This window comes from Pseudomonas sp. IPO3747 (assembly GCF_013385245.1).
In the GTDB taxonomy this organism is placed as follows: Bacteria; Pseudomonadota; Gammaproteobacteria; order Pseudomonadales; family Pseudomonadaceae; genus Aquipseudomonas; species Aquipseudomonas edaphica.
The window spans coordinates 40399-56661 of sequence record NZ_JACAQL010000026.1; the positions used below are offsets into that span (position 1 = coordinate 40399).

The window sequence follows — 16263 nt, forward strand, 5'->3', positions numbered from 1 at the left end:
ACCAAAAGGCCGCTATCATGAATAACATGCAGAGCACCTCTAATACGCCGAAAAAATCAAGCAATGCGTCTTCAATTCTCAAGGATTTTTGCTTTCCTCCGTTAACGCTTAGCAAGGCAGAGAAGGCTACTTGGAAAGAAATTTTCTTCGACTCAATAATTACCGAATACGATGCAAGGAGGCTTTATTGGCATATCGCTGATCAGAATCCAGCTTGCATCTCTGAATTGGCAAATATCTTAAAGCCTTGGCTTAGAGATGAAATCGATCACGCGTATGGCTTCTCTCTGATTTATTCAGCCTACACAGGAATTCCGCTTGACGTTGTAGCAATGGAAGTTGAAACAAGACAATCCGACTTCAACAGCCTAGCCCCCTTTATGCAGGACCCACTTAGACTTCTCATCTTGCTTGCGTATGACGAGATAATCACGACGCACGTCTATCAGCGCAGCATAAAAAATTACGACAACTTTAGTTCCTCGCAATTGTCAGTCTGGATCAGAAAAACCAAAAGAGATGAAGCTAAGCATTTTTTCTTTTTCATAGAACAAGCTAAACAGCTATTCCCGAATAGGCTTCAAGAAGCCCCGTCCATACTTAAAGAACTTTTCACATTAGATTTTGAAAAAAAAGAATACACAGGAACCTTTGTGTTAGACCACAACACGCTTGATTATCCAATCACTAAAAAAGAAATACAAGAATCAATAATCCCAGCCATCATCAAAAAATTGGGCCATGACACTCACACATCAAACGGAGCGAAAAAATGAAACCTCCCTTCCTCAATAAGCGTCATTGGAGCTCTAGAGCGCTATTCAAAGAAATCGCCAATAGCGACTGGGTCAATCCCGGCATTGACCCAAAATACGAGGATTTCTTTTTGGCTGACTTAGTCTCTGAGTACGACGCGATAAACCTGTATCACTACCTTTATCCGAGACGCTCTGAGTTTTCCCCATACTTCGTGCAATATTTAGACTTATGGTTTTTAGATGAAAAAAATCATGCCGACGGCTTTATAGAACTGAATCGTTTGATATTTAATACAGACGAAGAAACTATCTTGGACAATTTAAAATCAAGAAACAGCGACTTTAAACCCTTTGAAGAAATTTTATCAAACGAACTAAGCTTACTTACTGTGTTTGCGTACGATGAATACATTTCAGTCAAAACATACAAGAAAGATACGTTCTATAATCAGTTTGGGCACTCGGGCTTCGACACATGGATTTGTAACTTAATCGCCGACGAAGCAACCCATTTCGCAAACGCTATAAAATTATTAAGAAACAACCACTCATCTTGTCTAGAGCTGATTGAAAAAACCTTAAACCGTATTATTCAACTTGAAAGTACCCCTTACAGAAATACTTTCTTGCTCGATCATGACGGGCCACACTTTCTTCTAGGCAATAGTGATTATGCGGAAGCTGCCGCGAGTGAAATACTAGACATCCTAACTAGAGATAAATAATGAAAAACAGTCACTATTTAATAGCCTCCATGGTGCTCATGGTGTTTGGCGAAATCCTAACTATCTATAGTGAAGTGTATGCCTCAAAACTTTCTGGACGAGTTATAGAAAACCCTGAACTTTTTATAAAACCTATTTTACTCATATGCATTGCCGGCATAAGCCTGATATTCGCTTATTGGTTAGGTTACCAAGGCACAGGGAATATATGGATCGTGACAGTGGTGTCACTCACACTGCTGCTTATATTAGAACCCATCGTCATTTATGCGATGCTAAAGGAACTACCGGGGCGCGGGGCACTCATCGGATTCATTCTTGGAGCCGTAGGGCTACTGGCGACCTTGGTACTTTAAAATATGCGAAAGCGCTCTTGTTACCCAAAGGTTAGCCCACTTTGCGGGCTAACCTTTTGTAAAGGCTTAACTTTTTACTTCAATCCAGACATCTTCTCGATTGCACCTTTAAGCTCGTCATCCGAGCAATCGGCGCATGTGCCTTTTGGCGGCATGGCGTTCAAGCCGGTGATCGCCTTGGCCAGCAGGCCGTCGAGGCCGCCCTGGTGGTCGGCGCGGTCTTTCCAGGCCGCGCTGTCACCGATCTTCGGTGCGCCCAGCAAACCCGTGCCGTGGCACGCATTGCAGTGCTTGGCAATCACGTCATCCGGCGTCTTCGCGCCACCGCCGCCGCCCGCCGCCACGGCCACTTCCATCCCTTTGCATTCCTGGCCCTGAACACAGACTTGGCCGACAGGCTCCAGGCGCTTGGCAATTTCATCATTGGTCGCAGCTTGAGCGCTGACAGCCCATAGGGCCAGTACGGTTGCTGGTGCAGCCAGCATTTTCATAATTAGGTTCACGCGTTCACCCTCAATGGTGGCTATTCACGCCTGCGGCCACGGTTTCGCAGGCGGCGAAAGTATAACGGTTAGCCCGTCATGCCGAAACAACCCTATTAAATAAAGGGAGATTCGGCCTCACGGTTACAGCAACGGGTGTGTCTGCAACGCTGGCAGCACGCCTCTTCTGTCAAAAGTTCGCAGGTGTGGCTGCGCTGATTAGCCGCGCCGGCACGTCGAACGGGTTGCGAAAACGATGCGGCTTGGTGCTTTCAAAGTAGTAGCTATCGCCGGCTTCGAGCACAAAAGTTTCAAGACCGACCACCAACTCCAGGCGACCTTCCACCAGGATCCCGGTTTCTTCGCCTTCGTGGGTGAGCATTTCTTCGCCCGTATCGGCGCCCGGCGGGTAGATCTCGTTAAGAAACGCAATCGCCCGGCTGGGGTGCGCGCGCCCGACGAGTTTCATGGTGACGGCGCCGTCCGAGATGTCGATCAGCTCATTGGCTTTATAGACGATCTGCGTCGGTTTTTCCTGGAGGATCTCTTCGGAAAAGAACTCGACCATGGACATGGGGATGCCGCCCAGCACCTTGCGCAAGGAACTGATCGAGGGGCTGACACTGTTTTTTTCGATCATCGAAATGGTGCTGTTGGTGACACCCGCGCGCTTGGCGAGCTCACGCTGGGAAAGACCTTTGAGTTTACGGATGGATTGCAGTCGTTCGCCGACGTCCAATGCAGGAGCCTCCTAGGATTCAGGCTTTGTTGTAGTTGAGCGTTATCATGGCGACAGCGTTCAGTATTTACAACACTTGGACCTAAATCCCGGTGGGCTCTGCTCGTAGGCGCTGCTTAAGCCCCGCAATAGAGCCTTGGTACGCGGCGCAGGTTGCAGAAAATCTGGTAGGGGATGGTCTCGGCAGCCGCCGCCACGTCACTGGCAAGGATATTTTTGCCCCACAGCTCCACGGTGGAACCGAGGCCGGCCTGGGGCACGTCGGTGAGGTCAACGCAGAGCATGTCCATGGACACTCGGCCCAGCAACTGGCTGCGCTGGCCTGCCACCAGCACTGGCGTGCCGGTCGGTGCATGGCGCGGGTAGCCGTCGGCATAGCCCATGGCAACCACGCCGACGCGCATCGGTTTTGGCGTGATGAACTTGGCGCCGTAACCGATCGGCTCACCGGCCGGCAATTCACGCACGCAGATGACTTTCGATTCCAGGGTCATCACCGGCTGCAAACGCGCAGCGATGGCCTGGTCCTCACCAAACGGCGTGGCACCGTAGAGCATGATGCCTGGGCGCACCCAGTCGCTGGACATATTCGGCCAGCCCATCACCGACGGCGAATTACGCAGACTGACCTCGGCCGACAACCCTTGGCGGGCCGCTTCAAACACCGCCACTTGCTCGTCACTGCGCACGCAATCGAGTTCATCGGCGCGGGCGAAGTGGCTCATCAGTACGATCCTGGCCACTTTGCCGCTGGCCAGCAGGCGCTGGTACGCCTCGTGGTAATCCTTGGGGTGCAGGCCTACGCGGTGCATGCCCGAATCGAGCTTGAGCCAAATGGTCAGCGGTTTGCTCAGCCGGGCTTGTTCGATGGCTTCCAACTGCCACAACGAATGCACCACGCACCAAAAATCATGTTCGATGATCAGCGGCAGTTCGTCAGCTTCGAAAAAACCTTCCAGCAGCAATACCGGCGCACGAATCCCGGCAGCCCGCAGCTCCAATGCCTCCTCGATGCACGCCACCGCAAACCCATCCGCCTCGGCTTCCAGCGCCTGGGCCACACGTACGGCACCATGGCCATAGGCATCCGCCTTGACCACGGCGAGGGCTTTGGCTCCCGTGACTTCACGGGCCAGTTGGTAGTTATGGCGCAGGGCTTGGAGGTCGATCAGGGCACGGGCAGGACGCATGGCGGCAGGCTTCTAGGCGGTAAAGTGAAGAAAAACCGGCGCCGACTATCAGCCACGGCGCCGGGGGAAAAAGCTACGTTTAAGGCAGCGCAGCCACCACGGACAGCTCTACCAGAATTTCCGGTTCGCACAGTTTGGCCTCAACCGTGGCACGGGCCGGGGCCACGCCTTTAGGCAGCCACTTGTCCCACACCGCGTTCATGCCGGCGAAATCGGCATCGATGTCTTTGAGGTAGATCGTCACCGACAGCAACTTGGTTTTGTCGGTGCCGGCCAGGTCCAGCAAACGCTCGATATTGGCCAGGGTTTCGCGGGTCTGCTGTTCAATCCCGGCATTCATGTCGTCGCCGACTTGGCCTGCCAGGTACACCGTACCGCTGTGAACAACGATCTGGCTCATGCGCTCATTGGTGAGCTGGCGCTGGATTGACATGTTTTGCGGACTCCTGGTGGTTACTGCCGTAACGGGAAATATCGAGACCTTCGGCGCTGATCTGCGGCGTTTTTTTCGCCATCAGGTCAGCCAGCAAACGGCCAGAGCCGCACGCCATGGTCCAGCCAAGGGTGCCGTGGCCGGTGTTCAGGAACAGGTTCTTGAACGGGGTGGCACCGACAATCGGCGTGCCGTCGGGTGTGGTCGGGCGCAGGCCGGTCCAGAAAGTGGCTTCGGTCAAATCGCCGCCCTGAGGATAAAGGTCGTTGACGATCATCTCCAGGGTTTCACGTCGACGAGGGTTCAGCGACAGGTCAAAACCGGCTATTTCAGCCATGCCGCCGACGCGGATGCGGTTGTCGAAACGGGTGATCGCGACCTTGTAGGTTTCATCAAGAATGGTCGAAGTCGGCGCCATCGCCGGGTTGGTGATCGGCACGGTCAGCGAGTAACCCTTGAGCGGGTACACCGGCGCCTTGATCCCCAGCGGCTTAAGCAACTTGGGCGAGTAACTGCCCAGGGCCAGTACGTAACGGTCGGCGGTTTCCAGCTTGCCATCGATCCACACGCCATTAACGCGATCACCGGCATAATCAAGGCGCTGGATGTCCTGTTCGAAACGGAATTCCACGCCCAATTGCTTGCACATGTCCACCAGACGCGTGGTGAACATCTGGCAGTCGCCGGTCTGGTCGTTGGGCAGGCGCAGGGCGCCGGCGAGGATATCGGTGACGCTGGCCAGGGCTGGCTCAACGCGGGCAATGCCGGCGCGGTCGAGCAGCTCGAACGGCACGCCGGATTCTTTCAATACGGCGATGTCTTTGGCCGCACCATCCAATTGCGCCTGGGTGCGGAACAACTGGGTAGTACCCAGGCTGCGGCCTTCGTAGGCGATGCCGGTTTCGGCGCGAAGTTCGTCAAGGCAGTCACGGCTGTATTCGGACAGGCGCACCATGCGCTCTTTGTTCACCGCGTAACGGCTCTGGGTGCAGTTGCGCAGCATCTGCGCCATCCACAGGTACTGATCGATATCGGCGGTGGCTTTGATCGCCAGTGGCGCGTGGCGTTGCAGTAACCACTTGATGGCCTTGAGCGGCACGCCTGGCGCGGCCCAGGGCGAGGCATAACCCGGCGACACCTGGCCTGCGTTGGCGAAACTGGTTTCCATGGCAGCGGCGGGCTGACGGTCGACCACAACCACTTCAAAGCCGGCCCGCGCCAAATAGTAGGCACTGGTCACCCCAATGACGCCGCTACCCAAGACCAGAACGCGCATTTTTATATCCTCATCACGGGCTTAGCCGCTGACGTGTGTTATTCGAGCAATGATGGGCGCAGTGTAAAAAACAATGACCAGTGCATTTCACTATATAAATGCCTATATTTGGCGACAATTCTCGGCAAAAACCCTTTTCACAGAGGCGTATCCCCTATGCGTACCAACACCCAGACCAAGCGGGAGCTGGACAAGATCGACCGCAATATCCTGCGCATCCTGCAAACCGATGGGCGTATTTCGTTTACGGAGCTGGGGGAAAAGGTCGGGCTGTCGACCACGCCGTGCACCGAGCGGGTCCGCCGCCTGGAGCGCGAAGGGATCATCATGGGCTACAACGCTCGGCTCAACCCGCAGCATTTGAAGGGGAGTTTGCTGGTATTTGTCGAGATCAGCCTGGATTACAAGTCGGGCGACACCTTTGAGGAATTCCGCCGCGCCGTGCTGAAGCTGCCCCATGTGCTGGAGTGCCACTTGGTGTCAGGCGACTTCGACTACCTGGTGAAAGCGCGGATCTCCGAGATGGCCTCGTACCGCAAATTGCTCGGCGATATCTTGCTCAAGCTGCCGCATGTGCGCGAGTCCAAGAGCTATATCGTGATGGAAGAGGTGAAAGAGAGCCTGAACCTGCCGATCCCCGACTGACCAAATGACACAATTCGGTCAAATGTGGGAGCTGGCAAGCCAGCTCCCACATTTTTTTGATCCAGTACATCCGTCAGACCAGTACTTGCCGAGTGCTCGCCATGTATTCGTGAATTTGCTTCTCAACCCTAGGGTGAATCAACTCCACCGGCCGCCGCCCATTCGGGCACGGCAACGTCTTGGTAGTGCCAAACAGCCGGCAAATCAGCGGCCGCTCGTCATACACGGTGCAGCCATTCGGCCCCAGGTGCACGCAGTTCAGCTCGTCCATGGCCGCCTCCTGCTCGGCGGCAGTCTTGCGTGGCAGGCGCGACATTTCCTCGGGTGAGGTGGTCACCGGCCCACAGCAGTCGTGGCAGCCGGGGACGCACTCGAACGAAGGTATCTGCCTGCGCAGCGCGCTGATTTTCTGGCTGTTGCAACTCATCGAAACACTTACCGAACGGCGAATAGGCGTGGATTCTGACGCAAAACGTGCTGCGCAGACAGCTTCGTCCGACCGCTGTATCCTGCGTCAAATTTTCCAAACAGGGATGCTCCCCATGACCGCCAGCGCCCGGCACACCGCTTCCTACTACGCCGCCAGCAGCGTTTCACAGCCCGACTACCCGGCGTTGATGGGCGAAGTGCGCGCCGATGTGTGCGTGATTGGCGGCGGCTATTCCGGCATAAACACAGCGCTTGAGCTGGCCGAGCGTGGCTTTAGCGTGGTGCTGCTGGAAGCGCGCAAGCTCGGCTGGGGCGCCAGCGGCCGCAACGGCGGCCAGCTGATTCGCGGTGTCGGCCACGGCCTGGACCAGTTCAGCAACGTGATCGGCAGCGACGGCGTGCGCCAGATGAAGCTGATGGGCCTGGAAGCCGTCGAGATCGTGCGCGAGCGAGTCGAGCGCTATCAGATCCCCTGCGACCTGACCTGGGGTTACTGCGACCTCGCCAACAAACCCCGCGATCTGATCGGCCTGGCCGAAGACGCCGAAGAACTGCGCAACCTCGGTTATCGCCATGAAGTACGTCTGCTGCAAGCCAACGAGATGAGCAGCGTGATCGGCTCCGAGCGCTATGTAGGCGGCATGATCGACATGGGTTCCGGCCATTTGCACCCGCTGAACCTGGCCCTCGGCGAAGCCGCCGCCGCGCAGCAGCTGGGCGTGAAGCTGTTTGAGCAGTCCGAAGTGACGCGCATCGACTACGGCCCCGAGGTCAACGTGCACACCGCCAATGGCAACGTGCGCGCCAACACCCTGGTGCTGGCCTGTAACGCCTACCTCAACGGCCTGAACCCGCAATTGAGCGGTAAGGTGCTGCCCGCCGGCAGCTACATCATCGCCACCGAACCCTTGAACGAAGCCCAGGCCGCCTGCCTGCTGCCGCAGAACATGGCGGTGTGCGATCAACGCGTGACCGTGGATTACTTCCGCCTGTCCGCCGACCGCCGCCTGCTGTTCGGCGGAGCCTGCCACTATTCCGGCCGCGACCCGCAGGACATCGGCGCCTATATGCGCCCCAAAATGCTCAAGGTGTTCCCGCAACTGGCGGACGTGAAGATCGACTACCAATGGGGCGGCATGATCGGCATCGGCGCCAACCGCCTGCCGCAGATTGGCCGGCTGGCCGACCAGCCCAACGTGTATTACGCCCAGGCCTACGCCGGCCATGGCCTCAACGCCACGCACCTGGCAGGCAAGCTGCTGGCCGAAGCCATCAGCGGCCAACAGCAGGGGCGTTTTGATTTGTTCGCCCAGGTGCCGCACATCACCTTCCCCGGCGGCAAACATCTGCGCTCGCCGCTGTTGGCGCTGGGGATGCTCTGGCACCGCTTCAAAGAGCTGCTCTGATCAGTCGCGCCAGAACGGCTTCATGCCTTCCTGGCGCGCCTGTTCGGCAGTCAACCCGACGTCACGCAGTTGCTCACCGGTCAGGTGCAGCAAGGCTTTGCGCGTGTAGCGGCGGTGCCAGAACAGACTCCAGCGGCTGATATCGCGCGGCGCCTTCGCCCGCTCCTGCCCTGCCTGCAATTGCTGACTGTGTAACATCAGCCGCACATCGCTCATGCCGTTCATCGTGTTGCCCCTCATTTGCCTGTTGCCATGAGTGACTAGGATGGGCGCGCGGGCAAAACCATTACAGATTCAACCAATCTTTATTAAATCCATACAGATACTGCCCATGAAGGGCTGAATCCTGTATTTTGCGCCTATCTGTACTGGTCCCCTCGGAGCGATCACCATGACCCTCTACGTCAACCTCGCCGAATTACTGGGCACGCGCATCGAGCAGGGCTTCTATCGCCCCGGCGATCGTTTGCCGTCCGTGCGGGCCTTGAGTGTGGAACACGGGGTGAGCCTGAGCACCGTGCAACAAGCCTATCGCTTGCTCGAAGACAACGGCCTGGCAATGCCAAAGCCCAAGTCGGGCTACTTTGTGCCGGTCGGACGCGAGTTGCCGGCGCTGCCGGAAATCGGCCGTCCGGCACAGCGTCCGGTGGAAATCTCGCAGTGGGACCAGGTGCTGGAGCTGATTCGCGCCGTGCCGCGCAAAGACGTCATACAGATGGGCCGTGGCATGCCCGATGTATTGTCGCCGACCATGAAGCCCCTGCTGCGCAGCCTGGCCCGCGTGAGCCGCCGCCAGGACCTGCCGGGGCTGTATTACGACAATATCCTTGGCTGTATGGAATTGCGTGAGCAGATCGCCCGACTGTCTCTGGATTCAGGCTGCCAGCTGACTGCCGAAGATATCGTCATCACCACCGGCTGCCATGAGGCGCTGTCCGCCAGCATTCACGCGATTTGCGAGTCTGGCGATATTGTTGCGGTCGACTCGCCAAGCTTTCACGGCGCGATGCAAACCCTCAAAGGTCTGGGCATGAAGGCCCTGGAAATCCCCACCGACCCCATCACCGGCATCAGCCTCGAAGCACTGGAGCTGGCACTGGAACAGTGGCCGATCAAGGTCATCCAGCTGACCCCCAACTGCAATAACCCGCTGGGTTACATCATGCCCGAGGCACGCAAACGCGCACTGCTAACCCTGGCCCAGCGCTTTGACGTGGCGATTATTGAAGACGATGTGTACGGCGAATTGGCCTACAGCTACCCGCGTCCGCGCACGATCAAATCTTTCGACGAAGATGGCCGTGTGCTGCTGTGCAGCTCGTTCTCGAAAACCCTGGCGCCCGGCCTGCGCATCGGCTGGGTAGCGCCAGGGCGCTATCTTGAGCGGGTGTTGCACATGAAATACATCAGCACCGGTTCCACAGCGACGCAACCGCAGATCGCCATCGCAGAGTTCCTCAAAAACGGTCACTTCGAGCCGCATTTGCGGCGGATGCGCACCCAATACCAGCGCAATCGCGACTTGATGCTCGATTGGGTCAGCCGCTATTTTCCGGCCGGCACCCGTGCCAGTCGGCCCCAAGGCAGCTTCATGCTATGGATCGAGCTGCCGGAAGGCTTTGATACCTTGAAGCTTAACCGTGTGCTGATGGAACAAGGCGTACAGGTGGCGGTGGGCAGCATCTTTTCCGCCTCCGGCAAATACCGTAATTGCCTGCGCATGAACTACGCTGCCAAGCCAACGCCGCAGATCGAAGAGGCAGTGCGCAAGGTCGGGGCCGCCGCGATGAAGATGCTTGCCGAGGTGACCGACTGACCTTTCCCCGCAATCTGCCGTCATATCCCACAACCGCCCTGACCTGGAAGCAGTGCCTTTGATGATTCGACGGCTTTTACCGTTTTTGCTGCTGGGCGCCCTGACGCTGAGTGGCTGCGCCACGGTCGATGCACCGCGCATCCCCAGCGACGCCCTGCCTGCGGCGCAATCCTCGTTCGGGCGCTCGATCCAGGCCCAGGCGGCGCCGTACCAAGGTCGTTCGGGCTTTCGCCTGTTGCCCAACAGCAGCGAAGCCTTCATGGCCCGTGCCGAACTGATCCGCAATGCTCAGAGCAGCCTCGACCTGCAGTACTACATCGTGCACGACGGCATCAGCACGCGCATGCTCGTGGATGAACTGCTCAAGGCCGCCGACCGTGGTGTGCGCATCCGTATCTTGCTGGACGACACCACCAGCGACGGCCTCGATCAGGTTATCGCCACCCTCGCCGCCCACCCGCAGATCCAGATTCGCCTGTTCAACCCGCTGCACCTGGGCCGCAGCACCGGCGTGACACGGGCGATGGGCCGGCTGTTCAACCTGTCGCTGCAACACCGGCGCATGCACAACAAGCTGTGGCTGGCGGATAACAGCGTGGCCATTGTCGGCGGGCGCAACCTGGGCGATGAGTATTTTGATGCCGAGCCCAATCTCAACTTCACCGATATCGACATGCTCAGCGTCGGCCCGGTGGCCGAGCAGCTCGGGCACAGCTTTGATCAGTACTGGAACAGCGCGCTGAGCAAGCCCATTGACGACTTCGTCTCAAGCACCCCGTCCAAGGGTGACCTGAACGCCGCACGCGCACGCCTGCAAGACTCGTTGGCTGAGTCGCGCCAGCAGAACCACGCCCTCTATAACCGCTTGCGCACTTACCAGACACAACCGCGCATGGACATCTGGCGCCGCGAGCTGATCTGGGCCTGGAACCAGGCGTTGTGGGATGCGCCGAGCAAGGTGCTGGCCAAGGCTGACCCCGATCCACGCTTACTGCTAACCACTCAGCTGGCGCCGGAGCTGGAAGGCGTCAGCCATGAGCTGATGATGATTTCGGCGTATTTCGTGCCGGGGCAACCCGGGCTGGTGTACCTGACCGGGCGCGCCGATGCGGGCGTGTCAGTCAGCCTGCTGACCAACTCCCTCGAAGCCACCGACGTGCCTGCCGTACACGGCGGCTACGCGCCCTATCGCAAGGCGTTGCTGGAACACGGCGTGAAACTCTATGAGCTGCGCCGCCAACCGGGCGATGCGGGCGGTGGCAGTGGCCCACACCTGTTTCGCCGAGGCGCCTTCCACGGCTCGGACTCCAGCCTGCACAGCAAGGCGATGATCTTTGATCGGCAAAAGTCGTTTATCGGCTCGTTCAACTTCGACCCGCGCTCGGTGCTGTGGAACACCGAAGTCGGGGTGCTGGTAGACAGCCCCGAACTGGCGGAACACGTGCGCAACCTGGCGCTGCAAGGCATGGCGCCAGCGTTGAGCTATGAGGCGAAACTGCAGAATGGCCAGGTGGTGTGGGTGACCGAGGATAACGGCCAATTGCACACACTGACACGGGAGCCGGGCAGTTGGTGGCGCAGGTTTAATGCGTGGTTCGCCACCAGTGTTGGCCTGGAGCGCATGCTGTAAGAACAACAGGGTCAACTGTGGGAGCCGGGCTTGCCCGCGATAGCGGAGTATCAGGCGCCATTTGGGCAAGCTGACACACCGCTATCGCAGGCAAGCCAGCTCCCACAGTTGATTGCATTTCAAATGCTTAGGCAGGCTGTGCGGCGCCGAATGCGCCCTGGCGCAGTAGCAACACCACCAGCCCCAGCGCCCCGGCCGCCATCAACAGCGGCAGCGCATGCCCGCTGATCCATTGGCTGCCCGCGCCCGCTACCAGAGGCCCGATCAGGCAACCGATGCCCCACAGCTGCGCTACGTGAGCATTGGCACGCACCAGCGCATCGTCGCGATAACGCTCACCGATCAGGATCAGCGACAAGGTGAACAACCCACCGGCACTCGCGCCAAAGATCACCCACACCGGCCAGATCAACTGCGTATGCAATAGCAAAGGAATCGCCAGGCTTGAGGCCAGCAACAACACCGCGCAGCTCAAGAACAAGGTGCGCCGTGGCAAGTAATCGGCCAAAGCGCCAATGGGCAATTGCAACAGCGCATCACCGACCACCACGGTGCTGACCATGGCCAAGGCAATCTCGGCGGTGAAACCCTGCTGCAGGCAATACACCGGCAGCAGCGTCAGAATCATCGCCTCGAACGCGGCGAACAAGGCGACCGCCCAGGCAATTGCCGGCAGCGTCAGGCAGAAACGCCACAGATCACTGAACGTCACGCTGAAGGACTCGGCGGTTGGGGCACCGGAACGCCCCAGCAGCAACAGCGGCGCGACCACCAACAAGCCAACGCCCACCCAGAAGCCATAGTCATGGTCAGTGCCCAGTACGCCCAGCAGCAACGGGCCCGACAATTGGCTCAAGGCATAGCTGCAACCGTACAGCGCCACCAGGCGGCCACGCCATTGCTCGACCACCAACTGGTTGATCCAGCTTTCACCCAGGATAAACACAATGGTCAGGATCACCCCGATCATCAGCCGCAGCACCAGCCACACCGGGTAGCTGGGTAGTATTGCCAGCAAGCCGATGGAGATGGCACCGGCCCACAGGCACAGCCGCATCAGGTTGGCAGTGCCCAGCCACGAGGCCAGCCGGCTGGAGACCTTCGCGCCGAGCAGTACGCCAAAAGCCGGCATGGCGGCCATCACGCCAATGGCGAAGCTGCCATAACCCCAGCCTTCGAGACGCAGGGACACCAGCGGCATGCTGACGCCCAGGGCCAGGCCGACACTGAGGACAGAGGCCAGCACGGCGAAATAAGTCGCCCAACGCATTTCCACGCTCCTGTGGATAATTATCAAGATCACACAAAACAGTGTGGGAGCGGGCTTGTGTGGGAGCCGGGCTTGCCCGCGATGCAGACACCTCGGTTTATCTGTTACACCGAGTTGATGCTATCGCAGGCAAGCCAGCTCCCACACAAACCGGCTCCCACATTTGACCTGCGGTGTTGCTTACAGCTTGATCCAGGTCGATTTCAGCTCGGTGTACTTGTCGAACGCGTGCAGCGACTTGTCGCGACCGTTACCCGACTGTTTGAAACCACCAAAGGGTGCGGTCATGTCGCCGCCGTCGTATTGGTTGACCCACACGCTACCGGCGCGCAAGGCCTTGGCAGTCAGGTGTGCCTTGGAGATATCAGCGGTCCACACGGCTGCGGCCAGGCCATAAATGGTGTCGTTGGCAATAGCGACCGCCTCTTCGGCGCTGTCGAATGTGATCACCGACAGCACTGGGCCGAAGATTTCTTCCTGGGCGATCTTCATGGCGTTGGTCACGCCGTCGAAAATCGTCGGCTCCACATAGGTGCCACCAGTTTCTTGCAGGGTGCGCTTGCCGCCCGCCACCAGCTTGGCACCGTCGGCATGGCCAGCTTCGATGTACGACAGCACGTTATTCATCTGCTGGGTGTCCACCAGGGCACCGACGTTGGTCGCCGGGTCCAGCGGGTTGCCTGGCTTCCAGCCCTTGAGAGCCTCGATCACCAGCGGCAGGAATTTATCCTTGATGGAGCGCTCGACCAGCAGGCGCGAGCCGGCGGTGCAGACCTCGCCCTGGTTGAAGGCGATGGCGCCCGCGGCAGATTCGGCGGCGGCTTGCAGGTCCGGCGCATCAGCAAACACGATATTCGGGCTCTTGCCGCCCGCTTCCAGCCATACACGCTTCATGTTCGACTCGCCGGAGCGGATCAACAGTTGCTTGGCGATTTTCGTGGAACCGGTAAACACCAGGGTGTCGACGTCCATGTGCAGCGCCAGCGCGTTGCCGACGGTGTGGCCGTAGCCCGGCAGCACGTTCAACACGCCTTTAGGGATGCCGGCCTCAACGGCCAGGGCCGCGATGCGGATGGCAGTCAGTGGGGATTTTTCGGACGGTTTGAGGATCACCGAGTTACCGGTGGACAGCGCAGGGCCGAGTTTCCAGCAGGCCATCATCAGCGGGAAGTTCCACGGCACGATGGCGCCTACTACGCCGACCGGCTCGCGGGTCACCAGACCCAACTGGTTGTGCGGGGTGGCGGCGACTTCGTCGTAGATCTTGTCGATCGCCTCGCCGCTCCAGCTAAGGGCGTTGGCGGCGCCAGGCACATCAATTCCCAGGGAGTCGGTGATCGGCTTGCCCATGTCCAGGGTTTCGAGCAGCGCCAGTTCTTCGGCATTGGCGTTGAGCAGCGCGGCGAAACGGATCATGACGGCTTTGCGTTTGGCCGGCGCCAGGCGCGACCAGACACCGGAATTGAACGTAGCGCGGGCGTTCTCGACAGCGCGCTGGGCGTCGGCGGCGTCGCAGCTGGCAACGGTAGCCAGCAGACGGCCATCGACCGGGCTGATGCATTCGAACGTGTCACCGGAAACAGCAGCGGTGTACTCACCATTGATGTAGGCGCGGCCTTCGATCTTCAGATCCTTGGCGCGTTGTTCCCAATCGGCACGGGTCAGGGTGGTCATGCGAGTGTCCTCCTCTTATTGAATACAAGGGCCAGGTGATGTCCCCCGGCAGCCTCAAAGAATTCTTGCCCGGCCAGCCTGCTGTTCGGCTCAAGGCAGCTGCCACCCTAAACCAGCGGCTGGGGGTGTTTCAATATATTTGACATAACGGCGGTAAACGCCCTTGCGATGTTCATTTTAATAAACATAGACTTTGGGCTCTCCAACCGCAGGCCAGACGGGACACGCACATGAGCATCCAGGATATCGTCGACTTCAGCCAAGCCAACACCACCCCGGACCGCTACCGCCCGGCCGCCGAAAAAATCCTCAAGGGCGATCCCGAGCAGACCATTTATAACCACTACAACAGCCCGTGCGGCCAGATGAACGCCGGCGTGTGGGAAGGTGAAGTCGGGCAGTGGAAGGTCAATTACAGCGAGCATGAGTATTGCGAGATTGTGCAGGGGGTTTCGGTACTGCGTGATGCCGATGGCAATGCCAAGACCTTGCGTGCCGGCGACCGTTTCGTGATTCCTGCCGGGTTCAGCGGCACCTGGGAAGTGCTGGAGCCGTGCCGCAAGATCTACGTGGTGTTCGAGCAGAAAGCCTGATCAGCACATTTCAGGCAAAAAAAAGCCCATCTCGTGAGAGACGGGCTTTTTTTCACAAGGAAGAAAATCAATTACTTGATTTTGCCTTCTTTGTAGATCACGTGCTTGCGAACGCGCGGGTCGAACATTTTCTTTTCGAGCTTGTCCGGGGTAGTACGCTTGTTCTTGTCGGTAGTGTAGAAGTGACCAGTACCGGCGCTAGAGATCATTCGAATCAATTCACGCATGATAAAGCTCCTTAAATCTTGCCAGCGGCGCGGATTTCGGCCAGCACGACAGTGATGCCACGCTTGTCGATGATACGCATGCCTTTGGCAGATACACGCAGGCGAACAAAACGTTTCTCTTCTTCAACCCAGAAGCGGTGATGCTGCAGGTTCGGCAGGAAACGACGACGGGTTTTGTTATTTGCGTGGGAAATGTTATTCCCAGTCACCGGACCCTTACCGGTAACTTGACAGACTCTCGACATGCCTCAGCCCTCTAAAACCACATGCCCAACCCGGCATGGGTTGGCCGCTTAATCTCTCAGTCATTTGGCGCCAGGCGCCGCGTTTCTTTAAGGGTCTTACCGGCTACACCTACAGTGAAGGAACCGGGCCCCTAGAAAAGAGCGCTGCTTTATACCAGAAAGACCCCAATGCAACAACAGCCCGTGTGTTTTTACCGGCGTAAATCTTGGCAATAGACGCCCGAACCGTTGCCAGGAGGGGCCGCTGTAACAGCCGACCACTCGTCGCACAGAATGATTTACCGCGCTCGCCCGCACACAAAAGTACAAGGCGAAACGCGCTGAGGCGCCATCAAAACAGCATTTGCGCCAAAAGCACAGGCAAAAATG

19 protein-coding genes are annotated in these 16263 nt (G+C 58.2%); 8 read left to right on the forward strand and 11 right to left on the reverse strand.

The window, feature by feature from the left end:
• Window positions 1-17: 17 nt before the first annotated feature.
• Genes HX790_RS26985 through HX790_RS26995 form a run of 3 tightly spaced genes read left to right on the forward strand, consistent with a single transcriptional unit; the run spans window position 18 to window position 1839 of the window.
• On the forward strand, window positions 18-776 hold the full coding sequence (locus HX790_RS26985; protein ID WP_218174740.1) for a ferritin-like domain-containing protein: 759 nt from the start codon (window positions 18-20) through the stop codon (window positions 774-776).
• Complete coding sequence (locus tag HX790_RS26990) at window positions 773-1483, forward strand: hypothetical protein (RefSeq protein ID WP_244973003.1); 711 nt, start codon at window positions 773-775, stop codon at window positions 1481-1483. Before HX790_RS26985 ends, HX790_RS26990 begins: the two co-directional genes overlap by 4 nt.
• Window positions 1483-1839 carry a hypothetical protein gene (locus tag HX790_RS26995; RefSeq protein ID WP_176992498.1) on the forward strand — a complete coding sequence of 119 codons (357 nt, stop codon included), beginning with the start codon at window positions 1483-1485 and terminating at the stop codon, window positions 1837-1839. The genes HX790_RS26990 and HX790_RS26995 overlap by 1 nt, the downstream gene beginning before the upstream one ends.
• Before the next feature lie 74 nt (window positions 1840-1913).
• Here HX790_RS26995 and HX790_RS27000 read toward each other — a convergent pair whose 3' ends face one another.
• The 5 genes from HX790_RS27000 to dadA form a co-directional block, all read right to left on the reverse strand.
• A complete protein-coding gene (locus HX790_RS27000; RefSeq protein ID WP_017135865.1) occupies window positions 1914-2330 on the reverse strand; it encodes a cytochrome c5 family protein in 417 nt (138 codons plus the stop codon).
• Between the two features lie 181 nt (window positions 2331-2511).
• Complete coding sequence (locus HX790_RS27005) at window positions 2512-3060, reverse strand: cupin domain-containing protein (protein ID WP_017135864.1); 549 nt, start codon at window positions 3058-3060, stop codon at window positions 2512-2514.
• Window positions 3061-3176: 116 nt separating this feature from the next.
• Complete coding sequence (gene alr, locus HX790_RS27010; RefSeq protein WP_176992499.1) at window positions 3177-4250, reverse strand: alanine racemase; 1074 nt, start codon at window positions 4248-4250, stop codon at window positions 3177-3179.
• Between the two features lie 79 nt (window positions 4251-4329).
• Complete coding sequence (locus HX790_RS27015; RefSeq protein WP_017135862.1) at window positions 4330-4683, reverse strand: RidA family protein; 354 nt, start codon at window positions 4681-4683, stop codon at window positions 4330-4332.
• Window positions 4655-5959, reverse strand: coding sequence for a D-amino acid dehydrogenase (gene dadA, locus HX790_RS27020; protein ID WP_017135861.1), 1305 nt, complete (start codon window positions 5957-5959; stop codon window positions 4655-4657). Before dadA ends, HX790_RS27015 begins: the two co-directional genes overlap by 29 nt.
• 156 nt (window positions 5960-6115) lie before the next feature.
• Between dadA and HX790_RS27025 the strand changes: the two genes are divergently transcribed.
• Window positions 6116-6604, forward strand: a complete 489-nt coding sequence (locus HX790_RS27025) for an Lrp/AsnC ligand binding domain-containing protein (protein WP_003176896.1) — start codon at window positions 6116-6118, stop codon at window positions 6602-6604.
• Window positions 6605-6677: 73 nt separating this feature from the next.
• Here the strand turns inward: HX790_RS27025 and HX790_RS27030 are convergent, their stop codons facing one another.
• A complete protein-coding gene (locus HX790_RS27030) occupies window positions 6678-7031 on the reverse strand; it encodes a YkgJ family cysteine cluster protein (protein WP_017135860.1) in 354 nt (117 codons plus the stop codon).
• A 115-nt stretch (window positions 7032-7146) separates the two neighbouring features.
• On the opposite strand from HX790_RS27030, the gene HX790_RS27035 reads away from it, so the two are divergent.
• A complete protein-coding gene (locus HX790_RS27035) occupies window positions 7147-8439 on the forward strand; it encodes an FAD-binding oxidoreductase (RefSeq protein WP_017135859.1) in 1293 nt (430 codons plus the stop codon).
• Here the strand turns inward: HX790_RS27035 and HX790_RS27040 are convergent, their stop codons facing one another.
• Window positions 8440-8664, reverse strand: coding sequence for a DUF1127 domain-containing protein (locus HX790_RS27040; RefSeq protein ID WP_017135858.1), 225 nt, complete (start codon window positions 8662-8664; stop codon window positions 8440-8442). It lies immediately after the preceding gene.
• A gap of 166 nt (window positions 8665-8830) precedes the next feature.
• Here HX790_RS27040 and HX790_RS27045 point away from each other — a divergent pair, with 166 nt between their 5' ends.
• A complete protein-coding gene (locus HX790_RS27045; protein ID WP_017135857.1) occupies window positions 8831-10255 on the forward strand; it encodes a PLP-dependent aminotransferase family protein in 1425 nt (474 codons plus the stop codon).
• Between the two features lie 61 nt (window positions 10256-10316).
• The gene (locus tag HX790_RS27050) at window positions 10317-11885 is read left to right on the forward strand and encodes a phospholipase D family protein (RefSeq protein WP_032865471.1); all 1569 of its coding nucleotides are present in this window, start codon (window positions 10317-10319) and stop codon (window positions 11883-11885) included.
• A gap of 127 nt (window positions 11886-12012) precedes the next feature.
• Here HX790_RS27050 and HX790_RS27055 read toward each other — a convergent pair whose 3' ends face one another.
• Window positions 12013-13155 carry an MFS transporter gene (locus HX790_RS27055; RefSeq protein WP_017135855.1) on the reverse strand — a complete coding sequence of 381 codons (1143 nt, stop codon included), beginning with the start codon at window positions 13153-13155 and terminating at the stop codon, window positions 12013-12015.
• Between the two features lie 180 nt (window positions 13156-13335).
• Window positions 13336-14829, reverse strand: coding sequence for an aldehyde dehydrogenase (locus tag HX790_RS27060; RefSeq protein ID WP_017135854.1), 1494 nt, complete (start codon window positions 14827-14829; stop codon window positions 13336-13338).
• A 230-nt stretch (window positions 14830-15059) separates the two neighbouring features.
• On the opposite strand from HX790_RS27060, the gene HX790_RS27065 reads away from it, so the two are divergent.
• Window positions 15060-15422, forward strand: a complete 363-nt coding sequence (locus HX790_RS27065) for a cupin domain-containing protein (protein ID WP_017135853.1) — start codon at window positions 15060-15062, stop codon at window positions 15420-15422.
• Window positions 15423-15493: 71 nt separating this feature from the next.
• Here HX790_RS27065 and rpmG read toward each other — a convergent pair whose 3' ends face one another.
• Window positions 15494-15649, reverse strand: a complete 156-nt coding sequence (gene rpmG, locus HX790_RS27070) for a 50S ribosomal protein L33 (protein ID WP_003176906.1) — start codon at window positions 15647-15649, stop codon at window positions 15494-15496.
• Window positions 15650-15660: 11 nt separating this feature from the next.
• On the reverse strand, window positions 15661-15894 hold the full coding sequence (gene rpmB, locus HX790_RS27075) for a 50S ribosomal protein L28 (RefSeq protein WP_003176907.1): 234 nt from the start codon (window positions 15892-15894) through the stop codon (window positions 15661-15663).
• Between the last annotated feature and the right edge of the window lie 369 nt (window positions 15895-16263).